The sequence below is a fragment of the Ensifer aridi genome (assembly GCF_002078505.1).
In the GTDB taxonomy this organism is placed as follows: domain Bacteria; phylum Pseudomonadota; class Alphaproteobacteria; order Rhizobiales; family Rhizobiaceae; genus Sinorhizobium; species Sinorhizobium aridi.
Map to the genome: position 1 here is coordinate 1 of NZ_LUAV01000031.1, position 18,548 is coordinate 18,548.

Genomic DNA, 18,548 nt, shown 5'->3' on the forward strand with positions numbered 1-18,548 from the left:
TTTTCACACAGCCTGGGTCGAAGGGAGCCGTTCCTCACGAGCCCTGTGCGCGGCTTGTTGCGAGGATGTTCACGTTCTGGGCTAAGAGGATCGCATAATGTATCAACGGGAACTCCTTCGCTGCGCAGGCGAGGCAGGCCTGTGAAACCGCATTGGTGAAGCCCTAAGGCGCCTGCTGCTCTTCGCTTCCTTTACATTCGCCCTGGCGATGCTCACACTCGGCGAGGAGAGGGCATCCGTTGGGAGGCGGGCATGTTTTCACATTCCGACCACATCCGTGAGATCGAGCGCGTCGGCCGCGGCCTTCCTGTTAGCCGCGACGATATGGTCGTGAAGTCCTGGCTGCGCTGTCTCGAGCATCACCGGCTCGACCCGGCACAGACCTGTGAAGCCTATATCGTGCCGGAACCGCGGCTCAAGGAGCACCGCCAGCAATCGGAGGATCTCATCAACATAGCCCGCTCCGGGCTCGAGCACCTGTTCCGGCAGGTAGCGGGGCAAAACTACGTGCTGCTGCTTTCCGACCGGCAGGGCGTGACGGTCGAGTTCCTCGGCGATCCGCTCTTCGACAACAACCTGCGCAAGGCCGGCCTCTATCTCGGCTCGGAATGGTCGGAATGGCGCGCCGGAACCTGTGCCGTCGGCGCCTGCCTCGAGACGGGGGAGGCGTTGACGATCCATCAGACCGACCACTTCGACAACACCCATACGCCGCTCTCTTGCACGGCGGCGCCGATCTACGACGCGCGCGGCGAGCTTTCCGCCGTCCTCGACATTTCGCTCTTGAGTTCGCCGATCCAGAAGGCGAGCCAGAACCTCGCACTGCATCTCGTCACCGCGACCGCAAGGCGCATCGAGCTTGCCAACCTCATGGCCCAGGCGCCGCATCAATGGGTGCTGCGCTTCTCCCGCTCGCCGGAATTCCTCGACGTCGACCCGGAGGCGGCGATCTCAATTGACGGCCTCGGGCGCATCGCCGGCATGACCCACGGCGGGGCGAAGATCCTGGCGCGCTCGACCGGGCTCGACTGGCGCGATCCGCGCCAGCTTATCGGCGAGCCGGTATCGCGCTTCTTCGACATGGAGATCGACGACCTCCCCGATCTTACGCGTCGGCGTCCGACGCAGGAGCGGCTCGTCTTCGCCCGCGACGGCAATGCACTCTTCGCCCATGCGATCGAGCCGCATTCCCGCACCCGCGCTCCGGCCGTCTCGCGCGAGCAGATTCCGCCGCCCTTGCGCCGGCTCGGCGGCGATGCGCCCGAGATCGTGTCGCTTCAGGTCAAGGCGACGAAGCTTGCGCGCACGGGCCTGCCGATCCTCATCCAGGGCGAGACCGGGACCGGCAAGGAACATCTGGCACGCGCCATCCACGAGGGCAGCGGCCTCAAGGGCCAATTCGTCGCGATCAATTGCGCGGCAATCCCCGAGCAATTGATCGAGAGCGAGCTCTTCGGTTACCTGCCGGGCGCCTTTACCGGCGCCTCCGCCAAGGGCCGCAAAGGCCTGATCGAACAGGCCGACGGCGGCACGCTCTTCCTCGACGAGATCGGCGACATGCCGCTAGTCCTGCAAAGCCGGCTCTTGCGCGTGCTTGCCGAGGCCGAAGTGCTGCCGGTCGGGGCAAGCGTGCCGCGTCCGGTGCAGATCCGCGTCGTCTCGGCCTCGCACCGGCCCTTGCAGACGCTCGTCGCCCAAGGGGCTTTCCGCGAGGATCTTTATTATCGTCTTAACGCCGCGACGCTGTCGCTTCCGGCGCTCAGAGACAGGCCGGACTTCGAGTGGATCGTGGCTCAGATCCTGGCGCGGCATTCCTATGGCGAGCGCGAATTGACGCTCTCTCCTGCGGCGCTCGTCGCGCTCAAGTCGCACGATTGGCCCGGCAACATCCGCGAACTCGATAACGCCATCGCCGTCGGCGCCGCGCTCGCCGAAAACGGCGTCGTGGAGATTGGCGATTTGCCGGACCACCTCGTCGCGAAGGCCGGGGCTGCCGGTATGGGCGAACCCGGTGCGGCCCTGGGCCTGATGCTGTCGGCCTGCGGCTGGAACATCTCCGAGGCCGCGCGAAGGCTAGGCCTCGATCGTTCGACGGTGCATCGGCAGATCAAGCGCTATCGCCTCAAGCAGAAACACTGAGCGTCTTCGCCCTGCAACAGATCGACCGCAACAGCTGTGGCAGTCGCATCACCTGGCGCGACACGCCAGCCCCTCCCTACTTTTGAAAACACTGCATTTTCCCGGCGTTCCGACTCTGGCACGGCCATTGCAGGTTGCTGCTAAAGCATAGCAGCGATCGGGAGGAAACATGCGAGCGCTCAGATTCCATGCGGCGAAGGACCTACGGATCGAAGACATCCCGGCACCCGGCGAGCCGGCCGCCGGCCAGGTACTGATCCGAAACCGATTTGTCGGCATCTGCGGCACAGACCTGCACGAATATGCTTACGGCCCGATCTTCATTCCGAAGGAGCCGCATCCTTTTACCGGCGCCCACGGGCCTCAGGTCCTCGGCCACGAGTTCGGCGGCGTGGTCGAGGCCGTCGGCGAGGGCGTGACCTCAGTTCGCGCCGGCGACCGCGTTTCGGTGCAGCCGCTGATCATGCCGCGCGCCGGCGACTATTTCGCCGATCGGGGTCTGTTTCACTTGAGTACCGATCTGGCGCTTGCGGGCTTGAGCTGGCTCTCCGGCGGCATGGCCGAATACGCGCTCCTCAACGAGTACAATGTCGAGAAGATCCCGGACGGGATGACGGACGAGGAGGCGGCACTTGTCGAGCCAAGCGCGGTTGCGGTCTACGCCTGCGATCGCGGCGGCGTCACGGCCAGCAGCAGCGTGCTCGTCACCGGCGCCGGTCCGATTGGCGTTCTGACGCTGCTTGCCGCACGCGCAGCCGGTGCCGCACAGCTCTTCGTTTCTGACATTAATGATGCCCGGCTCGAGTTCGCGGCATCGATCATGCCGGGTCTGACAGCGATAAATCCGCAGCGAGGCAGCCCGGGCGCGATGGTACGTGCCCTGACGGAGGGTAAGGTTGGCTGCGACGTCGCCATCGAGTGCGTCGGTAACGAGCACGCGCTCAAGGCCTGCGTCGATGCGGTGCGCAAGCAGGGTGTCGTCGTTCAGACGGGGCTGCATCCGCATGAAAACCCGCTCGACTGGTTCCAGGTCACCTTCAAGGACATCGATCTGCGCGGCTCCTGGGCCTATCCGACGCACTACTGGCCGCGGGTCATCCGCTTGATCGCCTCGGGCCTCTTGCCGGCGAAGCGGGTCGTCACCGGGCGTATCACCCTCGACCGGGCCGTGCCGGAGGGTTTCGACGCGCTTCTCGATCCGAGCGGCAAGCACCTGAAGATCCTGATCGATCTCATGAAGTGAGCATGCATCGCCGCGAGCGGATGAGGAGCCGCCCGTGCCAATCCAAGCAAAAAGGAGGAGACTATGCTTGAAGAAAGTCCCGGCATCCGTATCGACACCGCGCTTGCCAAGCTCGGCAAAGCCCTTGAACGCGGCGACATCGACGCAGCCGTTAACCTGTTCCAGGCCGATTGTTACTGGCGCGACCTCGTCGCCTTCACCTGGAACATCAGGACGTTGGAAGGACAGGACCAGATCCGCGACATGTTATCGAGCCAGCTGGCAGCCATCAAGCCGGCGCGCTTCCGCCAGGACGAGAAGGAACCGGCAAGTGCCAGCGACGGGTTGACCGAAGGCTGGTTCGAATTCGAAACCGAGGTGGCGCGCGGTTACGGCCATATTCGTCTGAAGAACGGTTTGATATGGACGCTCCTGACGACGATGACGGAGCTCAAAGGGCATGAAGAGCCGAAGGGCTTCAGGCGGCCGCTCGGCGCCGAGCACGGCCACGATCCCGACCGCAAGACGTGGAAGGAGAAGCGCGAAAGCGAGGCGGCGGAACTCGGCTACGAAACCCAGCCCTATGTCGTCATCATCGGCGGCGGCCAGGGCGGCATCGCGCTCGGTGCCCGCCTCCGGCAACTGAACGTACCGACGATCATCATCGAGAAGAACGAGCGACCGGGCGACAGCTGGCGCAAGCGTTACAAGTCGCTCTGCCTGCACGACCCGGTGTGGTACGACCACCTGCCCTATATCCCCTTCCCGGAAACCTGGCCGGTGTTTGCGCCGAAGGACAAGATCGGCGACTGGCTGGAGATGTACACCAAGGTGATGGAGCTCAACTATTGGACCTCGACCACCTGCAAGTCGGCGCAACACGACGAGGCGAAGAAGGCATGGAAAGTCGTCGTCGAGCGTAACGGCGAGGAGCTGGTCCTGCGGCCGAAACAACTTGTTCTGGCGACCGGCATGTCGGGCAAGCCGAACGTCCCGAAACTGAGGGGCCAAAATATTTTCCGCGGCGAGCAGCAGCATTCCTCGCAGCATCCCGGTCCCGACGCCTATCGCGACAAGAAGGTGGTGGTCATCGGTTCCAACAATTCCGCGCACGACATCTGCGCAGCGCTTTGGGAAGGCGGTGCGGACGTGACGATGGTGCAGCGATCGTCGACGCACATCGTCCGCTCCGACACGCTGATGGAGATCGGCCTCGGCGACCTCTATTCCGAGCGGGCGGTCGCCGCCGGCATGACGACGCGCAAAGCCGACCTGATCTTCGCCTCGCTGCCCTACCGGATCATGCACGAGTTTCAGATCCCGCTCTACGAGAAGATGCGCGAGCGCGACGCTAAGTTCTACGCGGATCTGGAAAAGGCCGGCTTCATGCTCGACTGGGGCGCCGACGGTTCCGGCCTGTTCATGAAATATCTGCGCCGCGGTTCCGGCTATTACATCGATGTCGGCGCCTGCGATCTCGTCATCGACGGCAGCATCAAGCTGAAATCGGGCTCCGACGTCAGTCATCTGACCGAGGACGCGGTGGTCTTGAAGGACGGCACAGAGCTTCCCGCCGATCTCGTTGTCTATGCCACCGGATATGGTTCCATGAACGGCTGGGCCGCCGACCTCATCTCCAAGGAGGTCGCCGACAAGGTCGGCAAGGTCTGGGGGCTCGGTTCCGACACGCCGAAGGACCCCGGTCCCTGGGAGGGCGAGCAGCGCAACATGTGGAAGCCGACGCAGCAGGAGGCGCTCTGGTTCCACGGCGGAAACCTGCACCAGTCGCGGCACTATTCGCAGTATCTTTCGCTGCAATTGAAGGCCCGCGCCGAAGGTATTTCGACCCCGGTGTACGGCTTGCAGGAGCGTCACCATTTCTCTTAATCGGTAAACGCCAGCCGGCCATAACCTCGGCTGGCGTGCCACTTTCGTTCTTAAATTAAACTCCAATCGCTCTTGGTGGTGGACACGGCAGGACCCAGACGTGAACCGATTTCAATGGGGTCGGCAGTTCGATTCTCTTCAAGGCGATGGATAGGAGTTTAGATTCCGGACTGGCAGCCATGTTCCCGGGTCCGATCGTCTCAGTAGGGCGGGGAGGGTCGCGCCGCTGCGGCCATGGCGAATGGCCGCGATGCGGACTAAGCGGTCGTCGCCAAGCCGATTGCCGGATGACGTGTTTGGGGCCGCAGGCGGTCGCTCTGCTACAAGAACACGCAATGCGAAAAGCGGACCCTGAGTGCTGGGCGCCAACGTCTGGGTGGGCGGTTGCAGGCTCCAGGCTAGACATCGTGAAAGAAGGGGTGGCAGGAAGAAAGACGAAATCACCCTCCTCGAGCACGACCGTGCTACCGGACATGGTCTGACTATAGCTAGCTTAGTCAGCTCTGAACGTTAGTTTTCCTCCTCGAGCGCCACAGCCAAGATTAGTCAGGCAGCCTGCGGCGAGAGTCGCCAAAAAGAGGGTAAAGCAAAAGCTCCAAGCGCTTTCCCGAGCAGTAAGCCCTGTTTGAGCCGGCGGATTTGCACCTGACCATACCAGATGAGGCAGCAGCCAGGACGATCAGTCCGGCTGCGTTGCCTACCACCTCCTGTCGCCGAGCGCCTTCTACACTCCTCACTGATACCAGTCACAGTGATTGGTGCAATCCTGCCAAGGTGGCTCGTCGCCAGCCCACCGATGCTATCAATGCACTTGAGCCGCCTAACAGCCGTAACGTTTCTTAACGCGATGACATACCTGCCAACCCCCGGATCGCTATCATCTGATCAGGATCATCCGAAGGCGCACATGCCGGTGGATCAAACTGAAGGTCGTATTCATGGGTGGGATATCCCGATCACTCTTTTCCAGCCTGCGTCCGGTCATCGGCGCGCTGTCTCTCTGGCTTGCTTTCGTCCCGGCCGCACAGTCCGACGAGCAGATGCCCGTCACCGTCGTCGTTGCCCGTCAGGATGACATTATCGAAAGGGTGCCCGTCGTCGGCTCGCTGATCGCGCGGGAGGAAATCGAGGTTCACCCCTTCGTTCAAGCACGGGCGATCGAGCATATCCTGGTCGAGATTGGCCAGAGGGTTGAAAAGGGCCAGCCGCTTGCGGTTCTCGACACGACCGAAGCGGTGATGCTGCTCGGCAAGAACGAAGTAAGCCTCCTGCGCGCCCGCGCCGCCGTCGAGGTGGAAGCGAGCAAGCTTGAGGTAGCCGCGGTGACCGAGGCGGAAACCCGCAAAAATTTGGAACGCAGCCGTGCGCTGCAGCCGAAGGGAGCCGTGTCGCAGCAAGTTCTCGACCAACACCAAAACACCCATGCCCGCGCACTGGCGGAACTGGGTCTCGCGCGGCAGTCGCTTCAGCTTGCCGAAGCCGACGCGGAACTGATCGTCCGCGAGCGCCGCGAGATAGAGCTCACGATCGAACGCAGCACGGTGAAGGCGCCGGATGCCGGGTTGGTTTTAAAGAGAAGCGCGCGCATTGGCGCGATGCCTTCGAGCTCCGCCAGTCCGCTCTTTGTCATCGCCAAGAACGCGGCAATCGAATTCGTCGCTCAAGTCACTGAGACGAGCTTCATGCAGCTTGAAGAGGGCATGCGGGCGGAAATCTCGCTTTCGGGGCATGACCGTCCGCTCAGCGGCACGCTGCGGCTGAACGCGGCGGAACTGGATCCGACGACCCGCAGCGGCGAAGTGCGCATTGAACTCGACGAGACCGCAGGGCTGAAGCCGGGCGCCTTCGCCCGCGGCAGCATCTACGCCTCGGCGCGCCGCAACATTCTCCTTCCTGGCAGCGCGGTGAAGACCGCGAGCGGTGCAAGCAGCGTTCTCGTCGTCAAGGAGGGTGTCGTCGATGTCCGCCCGGTAACCGTCGGCGCGCGTCAGGACGGGCTAGTCGAGATTGTCGACGGCGTCAGCGACGGAGAGATGGTGGTCTTGAAATCCGGAAGCTTCCTGAAGGCCGACGAGAAGGTCCGCCCGGTTATCGCCACCTCGGTCCAGCCCTCCGCAAGCAATCTCGCAGCCGCCCTTCCCACGTCCGAAACAACCGGAGCGATCCAGTGATGAACGGCAATATCTCGGCCTGGGCGATCCGCAATCCGCTCCCGTCCATCCTCCTTTTCGTCGTGCTGACGGTGGTCGGCCTCTACGGTTTCGCGAGGCTGCCGATCACCTATTTCCCGACGATCATCACCCCGGCCGTGAAGGTCACGATCGAGCAGTCCGGCGCGACGCCGGTCGAACTCGAAACAGAAGTTACGCGCCGGGTCGAGGACGCGATCGCCTCGCTGCCATCGATCAAGGAACTGTCGTCGACGATCGGCGAGGGCCGGTCGGTTACGACGGTGGAATTTGAACTCGGCGTGATCTCGCCCGACCGCGCGATGGCCGATGTGCGCGATGCGGTCACGAGGATCAGGGGCGATCTGCCCGGCACGATCGACGAGCCGCTGATCGAACGGATCGAGGAGGAGACGCAGTCCATCGTCACGTATGCGGTGTCGAGCCAGGACATGACCGTGGCGGAACTCTCCTGGTTCGTAGACGACGTGGCGACCAGAGATCTGCAGGGCCTGGCGGGCGTCGGTCGCGTTCAGCGGATCGGCGGGGCCGATCGCGAAATCCGTGTCGAACTCGACGCCGACCGCATGCAGGCGCTCTCGCTCTCCGTCAGTGCAGTAAACGAGGCGATCAGGCAGGCTCAGCTCGACCGGTCCGGGGGGCGAAGTGAGATGGCAGGCCGCGAGCAGGTCCTGACCACGGCGGCCGCAGCACGTACGGTGACCGAGCTAGCCGAGCAGCGCCTGTCTCTGTCCGGGGAAAACTCCGTGCGGCTCGGGGATATCGCAAGCGTCCGCGACATCGTCGCCGAACCGCGTGATTTCGCAACCTTGGATGGGTCTGATATCGTCGGCTTCGCCGTCTATCGATCGCAGGGGGCAAGCGATGTCGCGGTAGCAGAGGCGGTGTCGGGGGCCGTCGAGAAACTGGCCGCCGACCATCCTGATCTTCGCTTCCGTCTCGTTGACGACAATGTCTCGTACACCGAGGGAAACTACCGCTCCGCGATGAGCACCTTGCTGGAGGGCGCGGCACTATCCGTTGTCGTCGTCTTTCTCTTCCTGCGCGACTGGCGCGCAACCCTCATCGCAGCGGTGGCCTTGCCGCTTTCCATCATCCCCACCTTCTTCGCCATCGATCTTCTCGGCTTCTCGCTCAACATCCTCAGCCTGCTGGCGATCACGCTGGTGACTGGCATCCTCGTCGACGATGCGATCGTCGAGATCGAGAACGTCGTCCGCCATCGCAACATGGGAAAATCCCCCTACCGCGCCGCGCTCGAGGCGTCCGGCGAGATCGGCCTGGCGGTGATTGCGATCTCTGCGACAATCATCGCCGTCTTCGCGCCAGTTGGCCTGATGACCGGCGTGGTCGGCCTCTATTTCCGCGAATTCGGCCTGACGGTCGCCATTGCCGTCTTCTTCTCACTTCTGGTGGCGCGGCTAATCACGCCGATCATGGCCGCGTATGTGATGACTGGTGCGCCGCCGACAGACGGCCAAAGGGGCCGGTTCACAACGACGTACGAGCGTCTGTTGCTGGGGAGCCTGCGCTGGAAGTGGCTGACAGTCGGCTCCGCGGTCGCCCTGTTTGCGGCCGCGACGACCATGCTGATTTCGGTGCCGACCAGTTTTCTGCCAGACGAAGACACCGGCCGGCTGATGCTGACGGTCGAACTGCCACCCGGCGCCACTCTCGCCGAGACCCGCAGGGCCACAGACGTTATCGCCGCCGAGATCGGCAAGCGCGACGAGGTGGAGGGCGTACTGGCGAGGGCCGGAACGAGCATGGGCGGCCAACAGGACGTGCGCTATGCCACCGTCTCGCTCGACCTCACCCACAAGAGTGAGCGCGGGCTCTCGTCCGTCGCAATCGAGGCAGAATTGGCAGCGGCGCTTGCGGGCATCCCGGACGTCCGCCTGCGCTTTCTCAACGACCGAGGCGGGCGCGACCTGACGTTTTCGGTTCTCGGCAGCGACGGCCAGGCCGTCCAGGCAGCGGCCGACCGGATCCTGAGGGACATGGCGGAGGACGATAGCTTCGTCAGTCCCGCGAGCGACAACACCGCCATGCGGCCGGAACTGAGGATGATGCTTCTCTCCGACAAGGCGGCGACGCTTGGTGTCTCGGCCGCGTCGGTGGCCAGTACGATGCGCGTCTCGACCATCGGCGAGGTGGATTCACGACTCGCTAAATTCGTTGAGGGATCGCGACAGATCCCGATCCGGGTCGTGCTCGATCGTGAAGCACGCGGACGACTGCCGATCTTCGAGACGCTGAACGTATCTGCCATCGACGGAAAGCAGGTACCGCTCTCGGCGGTTGCCGAGATCGGCTTCGACGAGACGGTTGCGGCGATCGACCGTTACGACCGCCAGCGCCGTATAGAGATCGGCGCGAACATGGCGGCGGGCCTCACCTCCGGCCAGGGGCTCGACCGGCTGTGGCAACTTGAAAGCGTCAGGAACCTTGCCGACGGCGTGCGCATCCGGGCAACGGGCGATTCCGACACGGAGGGTGAAGTGTTTGCGAGCTTTGCGGTCGCCATGGGTGCTGGGATCATGCTCGTCCTCATCGTCCTGATCCTCTTGTTCAAGAGCGTGCTGTTCCCCTGGACCATTCTCGCCTCGCTGCCATTGTCGATCGGTGGTGTCGCGGCTGCACTTCTCTTGACCGGTTACGCGATCTCGCTGCCCGTCGTGATCGGCATCCTGATGCTGATGGGCATCGTGACGAAGAACGCCATCATGCTGGTCGATTTCGCCATCGAGCGGGAGGCGCACGGGCTTTCGCGTCGAGACGCCATGGTGGAGGCCTGCCTGGAACGGGTGCGCCCGATTGTAATGACAACCCTCGCAATGACTGGTGGCATGCTGCCCTCCGCCTTCGGCGTGGGCGATGGCGGAGAATTTCGCGCGCCGATGGCGGTCGCCGTCATCGGAGGGCTGCTCGTCTCCACCGTCCTGTCGCTGGTCGTCATCCCTTCGCTGCATCTCATCCTGTCGGGCGTCGGCGATTGCCTGCGTCGTCTCCTCCAGCCTTTCCTCCAGTCGGCTGAAGCGGATGACAAAAGCCCCGGCACCAGCGCGCCGAATCTCTGAAGGGGCGCGCACGCGGGGCCGCTCGACCATCGGTCGGCCCCGTCACATCTCTCTGCAGTTCGCAACAGATCACAATATATCGTCATGCCGGCGCCGCCCCGGCTTTGAGAAAACATGAAGACGTTTTCCCTCAAAGGCTTGGACATTCATGAACCACGCGCAAGTCCCCTTCTTCCAGCTCTACCGCATCAACGCGCTTCGAGCGCTTGGCGGCCTTGCCTTCGGACTGCTTTCCGTCACCGCTGCGCCGCCCGTCGCTCCCTTGGCCGGAGTCGTCTTCGACGTATTGGGCACACTGGCAATTTTCGTCGCGATAGCAGGCCGCGCCTGGTCGCTCTTATATATCGGCGGGCGAAAGAACGCCGAACTGGTCACCGAGGGTCCCTATTCGGTCACTCGTAACCCGCTGTACTTCTTCAGTCTGATCGGCATTGCCGGCGTCGGCGCGCAGAGCGGCAGCATTCTGTCGATGGCGGCCTTCCTGCTGACGGCCTATCTGGCCTTCGACATGGCGATGCGCGGCGAAGAGACGTACCTGCGCAGCCGCTGCGGCAAGGATTTCAACGACTATGCGCGCTCCGTGCCGCGCCTCTGGCCGGACATCTCGCTGTGGCGGGAATGCGACGGCCTGCCGCTTCGTTCGTCGAGTGCGGTCAGGAGCCTGCGGGACGGTGTCGTCTTCCTCGCGGCCTGGGCCGCGATAGAGTTCATCAGGCTCGGCCAGTCGGCCGGCATCCTCCCCGTCCTGTGGACCTTGCCGGTCTGAAACGACCCGCGACGCCTTCCCAAGCTTCGCAACAAAACTTAATAAAGCGAAACACGTGCGTCCTGCGGCAACGGTAGTGTTGCCCCTTTCAGGCAGGGAAGAACGGCAGTGCAAGCGACAAGCGCCAACGCGAAAATTCTCATCGTCGAGGACGATCCGGAGATCGGCAGGCTGCTTGCGTTGACCGTGCAGGAGAACGGCATGAGCCCGACCGTCGCCGAAGACGGTCACGTGATGAATGCCCTTTTGCGCAGCAACGATTTCGACCTCATCATCCTCGATGTCATGCTGCCGGGCGAAGACGGCCTGAGCATATGCCGCCGCATCCGCTCGGAAAAGACCACACCGATTATCCTTCTGACCGCGCTCGGCGAGGAGATCGACCGCATCGTCGGACTGGAAGTCGGTGCCGACGATTATGTCACGAAGCCCTTCAGCCCGAGGGAGGTCGTGGCCCGTATCCGTAGCCTGCTGCGGCGGGCCTCCTACGGCCTGGTCAACACCGCCGCCCAGCGCAAGCTGCGCTTCGAGGGCTGGCAGATCGATCCGCTGCGCCGGCAGTTGCACGATCCGAGCAGCGCCCGCGTAGCGGTGACGACCACGGAATTCGACCTTCTTCTCGCCTTCTGCCGGAATCCCGGCCGGGTCATCACACGCGAGGAGTTGCTCTCGCTCACCCATACCGGTCTCGCCGGTCCGATCGAACGCAGCGTCGACGTCCATATCAGCCGGCTGCGACAGAAGATCGAGGCGGATCCGAAGAACCCTGTCCTGCTGCAGACGGTCAGGCTCGGCGGCTACATGTTCACTGCCAGCGTTGAGCAGGCTTGAGGAGTTCCGCGCAACAAAAAAGCCGGGCGCTCGCCCGGCTTTTTGCTTTTCTGCAGCATGGTTTTCAGAACTTGTAACCGACGAACAGCGAGGCGGACGGCTGCAGTTCCTCCTCGGCGATCGGGCTGTCGGCCGCGTCGCCGGTCAGGACGCCGACACCGGCTTCACCGCGGATGAGCCAGTTCTCGTCCAGCAGATAAGTGGCGGAGGCCGCGACGTTAACGCGTTTCAGGCCAGCCTTCGCCTCGTATTGGGGAAGGCCGGAGCGTGCCGATTGGGCCGCGTTGACGCCGAAATAGGCCTCCATATGCTTGTCGTTGGCCACGACCGCCTCGATACTGGCGCCAAGGATCAGCCGCTCGGTGACGGGCGCCTGGTATTCCGCGCCGAAGGTTCCGATCAGGCTTTCGCTGCCATCGATCGTCTGGTCGACTGCCGCATAGAGTTCGAGCCCGTTCCAGTCGTAGGACAGCTTGGCGCCCACCGTCGCCGCAAAGTCGATGTCGCCCAGACCGTTGAGCCGATCTGCATCGTCCTCATCGCGGCCGCCCTCGTAGCCTACCGTTGCAGACAGGGCGAAGCCGTCTTGCCGGAACGGTGTGATCGTCACGCCTCGCGGGTCGATCTCCAGCCATTCGCCATAGGTGAACACGATGAAGGGAACGGCCTGCACTTCGAACTCGTCGCCGCCTTCATATTCCGGCTCGTAGATGCCGCCGGCGCCGACGATCAGGCTCCAGTTCCGCTCAGGTTTCTCGACGCTGAACCGCTCCTGGTCGAAGGGCGGTTCAGGGGCCGCGTTCGACAGGCTCGCATCGGCGCCTAGTGCGCCATGGATCGTGCCGATAAGCATGAAGGTGACGCAGAAGGCGCCGGATAGAAGTCGCCAATCGGTCCGTTGATGAAATGACATGGGTGCTCCAGTGGTTTGACACGGCGCCGCCAGGGCGGGCTGCGTATGCAACACTTTGCTCATGTCATGGATGAATTCGGGGGCGCGTGTCTTTATGTTACGGTTTGTTGCCGATGCGACATGGCCATCCAGTCGACCAGCCGTCGCTTGTCGACACAAAACTTAATGTCGGACGGGCGGGGAAATGGCTATCCTTCCGGTGCGTTCGGAAACATGGGCCGGCTGTTCGCGGGAAGCAGGGGCAGGACTCCGAGGAGAATTTGTGCGACTTCGATTGCCCCGATGGACCTCGACGATCCATGGCCAGATAACCGCCGTCATCTTCGCGTGCCTGATCATCGCCTTTGTCATCGGCTCGACGCTGGAGCGCTGGGTGCGGAACGAGTACAACGCTCCTGACCTGGAAGCCATGTCAGCCCGCATTTCCGCCATCGCCTCGGTTCTCGCGGAGGCAACTGCGGAGGAAAGGAAGGTCGTGCTGGCGGCGGCCAACCGGGGCGGGCAGGCACTTTCCCTGCGTCCGCTCTCCTATTTCGATGATGTCACGACTTCATCGCCGGACGAGCCACTCGTTCAGGTTGCCATCGATCGTCTGCTTCCTCCTGAGGACTGGCCTGTTCCCTTCGGAGGGTGGAGAACCTTCGTCGACGGCAAGCGCGTCCTCGCTGCAAAGGTAGACGCACACACGCTGGTCGTGACGGAACTGCAGCCAGACAGCTTTCTCCGCAATGACGCGCTGAGGTTCGGGTCGAATTACCTTGTGGCGACGGTGACGCTGATCATTTTGTTTTCCGTCTTCGCCGTCTGGGCGATCACCAGACCACTGCGCCGCATCGCGTCGTCGGCCATGAAGGCTGATATCTCGGTCGGGTCGGCACCCTTCGAAGAGCGCGGTAGCGTCGAGATCGTCACGCTCGCCCGCGCGCTTAACACCATGCAGAACCGCATTTCCACTATGGTTGAGGCACGTACGCGGATGCTGCGTGGCATCAGCCACGATCTGCGCACCCCCCTGACGCGTCTACGGCTTCGCGCCGAGCGCGTGAAGGAGCAGGAGGTGCGCGAGGCTCTGCTGACCGATATCGAGCGCATCGACCGCCTGCTGAAGGAAAGCCTCGGCTATTTGCGCGACAATCACCAGCAAGAAGCGTTTCAGCGTGCAGATCTCGCCTCCATACTACAGACCGTATGCGACGAATTCGCCGATATGGGGTACAAGGTAAGCTATAGCGGCCCGGCACGGATGGTGGCGAACTTCAAGCCTCTCGCGCTTACGCGCGCTGTCACCAATCTTTGTGAAAACGGCGTAAAATTTGCAACGAAGCTCGATGTCGAACTTCGGACAGACGGCCGCCATGCAATCATCGATGTCATGGACAACGGCCCAGGCATTCCCGAAGAATATCGAAGCCGCGTTCTCGAACCCTTCTTCAAAATGGACGCCGCACGCGGGAATACGGACTCGGGCTTAGGCCTTGGTCTGTCTATCGTGACGGAGATCATTCAAGCCCACGGCGGCAAGCTGGAACTCCTTGACCGACGCCCGAATGGACTCACCGCTACCATCACCTTGGCATTGTCGCGCGCGTAAGATGACAGTATGGAAGAACAGGGTGCCATTGCCCGATCGATATCTGCAACGCGACAGGACGGCTTCCCAATGAAGTCACCGCCGAAACAAGCTTTCTGCGCATACTAAACAAGATTCGTCAGGCTCCCGCCGCCGGCGATACGGCGAGAAGCGCAGACAGCTAGCCGGCGGTTCAATGTCCGCTGTCGGCGCTCCCGTACCAAGGCGGGAGTCAACCCATTCAGTACGTGGCCAATAGTTTAGCGGACTGGCAGCTTTCAGGAACTCGAGCGGGTGGTGCTGACGTCCGACATGGAGGCGCAAACCTGCCGCGCCATTCGTGAGTGCCGATCTGCAGCGCCGCTCAATCCAGATTGTTGTGATTGCGGTCATGGGCGATCGGTCGATGCTCCTCGCCGCAACGAGAAAGCATCGCCACGTCCCGGATTTAGCCTCACCCGGCCTTCTGGTCCAACTGAGATCTCGCCTCTTCTGCTCAGCTTCGCTGGGGCCTTAAGAGTCAGCTGCGGGGCTGCAGCAACGCCAGGACGATGGTCGATGCCGCCAAGACGGCGGTAATGATCAACGGCCCGGAAGCGCCATGGTGATCGACGATGTAGCCGCCGAACACCGCACCCATGCTGATGGCGACCTGGAACGAAACGACCATCAAGCTGCCAGCAGCCTCCAAGGCATCCCCTGCGCCCCGGGACAAGTTAGTAGGCAATACCACCGGAGCCATTCCAAAAGCTAGACCCCAAAGTGTAACCAGGGCAAACGCGATGCCGCTATGTGCACCCCAGAGTACGAGAGCAAGCGCCGCAAACGCCATCAATACGCCGGTGACCGCGAGTGCCATGCGGATATTGGCGTCTGCCAGTCGGCCGCCGGCGACATTGCCGATCACAGCGGCGATGCCAAACCCGAGGAGCGCCAAGGCAATCGACCCCGTGCCAAGGAGCGTCACTTGTTCGAGGAAGGGTCGCACGTAGACCGAGCCGGCAAAATGTCCGGTCATCAGCAAGAGGATGGCAAGCATTCCGAGTTGAACAGTGCGCCGTTTCGTCAGCCGGAAGACGTCAGAAAGACTGTTGCTTGTGCTTGCGGGTAGTGTCGGCAAACTGAGTATCTGTAGCAGCATCGCAACCGCTGCGAGCCCTGCCGTCATGCCTGTGGCGGCACGCCAGCCGAGCCAATCGCTGATCAAAGCACCCATCGATGGTGCAGCGATGGTGGCAAGAGAGACGCCTAGGGTGACTATAGCCATGCCCCGACCTGTCGCATTGGTGCCAACCAATCTCGCCACGACGGCAACTGAAAGCGCCCAGAAACCACTCAGCGCCACGCCCAGCCCGGCTCGGCCCAACAACAATAGCCAAAAATCGGTCGCGAGCGCGGCCAGAAGATTGGAGCCGACAGCCAAGGCACTTAGGCCAACCAGGACAGTCTTCCGGTTCAGTTTGCCGATGAGAACATTGCTCAACAAGGCCGTCACCGCGCCAACAGACGCGGTGGCGGTGACAACCTGACCGGCGGTTCCCTCGCTGATGCCAAGGTCACGCGCCATTGGCGTCAACAGGCCTGCCGGCAGGAATTCAGCTGACACCAGCGCAAAGCTTGTGGCCGCCATTGAAATAACGGCAAGCCAGGTAGTGGGGCTCCATGCACTCGGAACGGCAGAATCGAGGCCAATCGCGGGGCCGTCAAGCTGTGATGTTGTGTCCGTCATTGAAGTACCTCCAAGGTTTGGAGGTCTTCATAGCCGAGTATTTCAGGATGATATGTTCCCTAAAGTCCGAATTCTATGTCCGTTCGTCCGGAAATGGTGCGGCGCACAACGCCAGGTGAAACGCTGGTGATGCGCTTGAAGGCGCGAGCGAAAGAAGCTTCAGATTCATAGCCCAGTTGAGAAGCGACCTCGGCAACCGACATGTTTTGACCGAGTAACTCTCGTGCAAGCTGCATGCGCAGACGGGCGAGATAGCGTGCCGCGCCTTCCCCCAAAATGGCGCTGAAGCGTTCCGCGAAGATCGAGCGCGATTGACCTGCCACGCCAGCAAGGGTCTCAAGCGTCCAGTCATGGCCGGGATCTCGGTGCATGGCTGCGAGCGCACGACCGATATGAGGATCACGGATCGCGGCGAGCCAGCCGCTGGTCGAGGCTCCGCTGCAATTGACCCAGCAGCGAATAAGCCGCGCGACGAGTACGTCCGCCATGCGTGACAAGACCGTGGCGCTGCCTATCTGGGGCTGCGACGCCTCTGCCGTCATGGCGGCGAGGAGGGGGCCGACGATCGGATCATTGCCCGCAACATCACAGCCCTTGATGATCGGTGGCATCAGAGCGATCAAAGGGTTGAGGGCATTCGCACCCAAAGCCATGGAACCGCAGAACAGGGTGCTAGTCGCTCCTGTTCCTTCATGCACCACTTCGCAGACATTGCCCCCCAACTTGGTGACGTGACAGCTCTTAAGCGAGTCCCCGACAACATCAGGCTTGCTGGCCAGTCGGTGTTCGACACCTTGTGGCAACAACACCAGATCGCCGTCTTGTAACTCCTGCCATCCCTGGGCTTCGCTATGGACCCAGCATGGCCCCTCACTGACGAAATGAAAGCGAAGCAGCTGTTGCTGCGGAAAGGCGATGCTCCATGGATGGCGTAGCTCACAACGGCCGTAGTTGACCCCACTCAGGCGAAAGTCCTGTAGAACTTCGCTTAGTGCGTCCGTAGGAATATGTGTCGGAGATTGGGATGAACGATCAAGCATTGGGCCAATTTATATGCCAGGCGTCCGGCATGCAAGTAAGGCATCTGTGCCATGGCCGCCTTCGGCGTCATCATTGGCGATGGGCAACTGACCCTTTTCCTTTGTGGAAGTCCAATGTCTCGGCCTAGCTGACGCCCGGACGTACCCGTGCGTTCTGGCCGCATGGGCAGGCAGCGGGGAAGGCCGATGGCACGTACCCTCCGTCAGAAGCCCTGCTCCCAACTGAACAAGAAGCCCACCAGGGCTCCATTCGGAAGGCAATGTCCGCCGTCCGGCAGATGCAACTCCGTTTATTGAGTCGCTTATCCGACGCGAAATCGGTAGACGTTATTTGCCGCACAAATGGCGATGCATCAAGCGATTCAAACGGCTCCTTTCGGGCAGCGGTGAGGACTGCCTCTATGACCGATAAGAAGGCGCAATGCTGCCGTTAACAGACTTAAGCGTGGACGTCGCCTTAGGGGCGGACGGAATCGTGCTCGCACGAGCCCGGCACGGCGGGTTGCTGTGATGTTCACCTTTTTGGGCCGATAAGATCGCATAATGTATCGTCTGGAAGCGATTTTGCACGGCACCAGTAGGCTGCTAAATTCTAGCGAGCCGATCTAGGACCTCGTGCGGTCCCGATGCCGAAAAACGGAGGCCAGCATGTCGGATCACCCTCATCACCACGGTCATGACCACCATCACGCAGAGGACCGGTGGAAACATAACGGCGTTCGCGTCATCAAGGGGGACCAACTCGATGACAATACGGCCCAGACTCCCGGCATGTATCGGCAGGCGGCCATCAATCATGCGCGTGTCGGCGCCCAGAAGATCTGGGCCGGCACCGTGTCGATCGAGCCTAATGCCAAGACCGGCGTGCATCACCATGGTCTGCTCGAAAGCGTAATCTTTGTCGTTCGCGGCAAGGCGCGCATGCGTTGGGGCGACAGGCTTGAGTATGTCGCGGAAGCCGGCCCAGGCGACTTCATCTACGTACCACCCTTTGTGCCGCACCAGGAAATCAATGCCGATCCCGACAACGTGCTCGAATGCGTGCTGGTGCGGTCCGACAACGAGGCGGTGGTGGTCAATATCACCGATGTCGATCCGGTGGAAAAGCCGGAGGAAGTCTATTGGGTCGATCCAATCCACAAGCATCCAAGCGCTGGGCGGTAGTGGCGCAATGACCCGGCT

General features: G+C 62.2%; 12 protein-coding genes. 9 read left to right on the forward strand and 3 right to left on the reverse strand.

Annotated features, from left to right (window positions below; all coding sequences use genetic code 11):
- Window positions 1-252 precede the first annotated feature (252 nt).
- The 7 genes from AYK65_RS22150 to AYK65_RS22180 all read left to right on the forward strand — a co-directional run bounded on the left by AYK65_RS22150 (window position 253) and on the right by AYK65_RS22180 (window position 12,114).
- A complete protein-coding gene (locus tag AYK65_RS22150) occupies window positions 253-2,139 on the forward strand; it encodes a sigma-54-dependent Fis family transcriptional regulator (protein WP_081160777.1) in 1,887 nt (628 codons plus the stop codon).
- A gap of 169 nt (window positions 2,140-2,308) precedes the next feature.
- Window positions 2,309-3,382 (forward strand): 2,3-butanediol dehydrogenase, encoded by a 1,074-nt coding sequence (locus tag AYK65_RS22155; RefSeq protein WP_081160779.1) that lies wholly within the window; start codon window positions 2,309-2,311, stop codon window positions 3,380-3,382.
- Window positions 3,383-3,445: 63 nt separating this feature from the next.
- Window positions 3,446-5,248, forward strand: coding sequence for an NAD(P)/FAD-dependent oxidoreductase (locus AYK65_RS22160; RefSeq protein ID WP_081160782.1), 1,803 nt, complete (start codon window positions 3,446-3,448; stop codon window positions 5,246-5,248).
- Between the two features lie 938 nt (window positions 5,249-6,186).
- Window positions 6,187-7,419 carry an efflux RND transporter periplasmic adaptor subunit gene (locus tag AYK65_RS22165; RefSeq protein WP_244560087.1) on the forward strand — a complete coding sequence of 411 codons (1,233 nt, stop codon included), beginning with the start codon at window positions 6,187-6,189 and terminating at the stop codon, window positions 7,417-7,419.
- Entirely contained in the window at window positions 7,419-10,517 is a 3,099-nt protein-coding gene (locus tag AYK65_RS22170) for an efflux RND transporter permease subunit (RefSeq protein ID WP_081160786.1), read from the forward strand. The genes AYK65_RS22165 and AYK65_RS22170 overlap by 1 nt, the downstream gene beginning before the upstream one ends.
- Window positions 10,518-10,665: 148 nt before the next feature.
- Window positions 10,666-11,283 carry a methyltransferase family protein gene (locus AYK65_RS22175; RefSeq protein WP_081160790.1) on the forward strand — a complete coding sequence of 206 codons (618 nt, stop codon included), beginning with the start codon at window positions 10,666-10,668 and terminating at the stop codon, window positions 11,281-11,283.
- 108 nt (window positions 11,284-11,391) lie between these two features.
- The gene (locus tag AYK65_RS22180; RefSeq protein ID WP_081160793.1) at window positions 11,392-12,114 is read left to right on the forward strand and encodes a response regulator transcription factor; all 723 of its coding nucleotides are present in this window, start codon (window positions 11,392-11,394) and stop codon (window positions 12,112-12,114) included.
- Window positions 12,115-12,178: 64 nt separating this feature from the next.
- Here the strand turns inward: AYK65_RS22180 and AYK65_RS22185 are convergent, their stop codons facing one another.
- Window positions 12,179-13,027, reverse strand: a complete 849-nt coding sequence (locus AYK65_RS22185; RefSeq protein WP_081160796.1) for a MipA/OmpV family protein — start codon at window positions 13,025-13,027, stop codon at window positions 12,179-12,181.
- A 262-nt stretch (window positions 13,028-13,289) separates the two neighbouring features.
- Here AYK65_RS22185 and AYK65_RS22190 point away from each other — a divergent pair, with 262 nt between their 5' ends.
- A complete protein-coding gene (locus tag AYK65_RS22190) occupies window positions 13,290-14,618 on the forward strand; it encodes an ATP-binding protein (RefSeq protein WP_244560088.1) in 1,329 nt (442 codons plus the stop codon).
- A 499-nt stretch (window positions 14,619-15,117) separates the two neighbouring features.
- Here AYK65_RS22190 and AYK65_RS22195 read toward each other — a convergent pair whose 3' ends face one another.
- Together AYK65_RS22195 and AYK65_RS22200 are read right to left on the reverse strand one after the other, a co-directional pair.
- On the reverse strand, window positions 15,118-16,326 hold the full coding sequence (locus tag AYK65_RS22195) for an MFS transporter (RefSeq protein ID WP_081160802.1): 1,209 nt from the start codon (window positions 16,324-16,326) through the stop codon (window positions 15,118-15,120).
- A gap of 59 nt (window positions 16,327-16,385) precedes the next feature.
- A complete protein-coding gene (locus AYK65_RS22200) occupies window positions 16,386-17,366 on the reverse strand; it encodes an AraC family transcriptional regulator (protein WP_081160805.1) in 981 nt (326 codons plus the stop codon).
- A 648-nt stretch (window positions 17,367-18,014) separates the two neighbouring features.
- On the opposite strand from AYK65_RS22200, the gene AYK65_RS22205 reads away from it, so the two are divergent.
- Entirely contained in the window at window positions 18,015-18,530 is a 516-nt protein-coding gene (locus AYK65_RS22205; RefSeq protein ID WP_081160807.1) for a cupin domain-containing protein, read from the forward strand.
- Window positions 18,531-18,548: the final 18 nt, after the last annotated feature.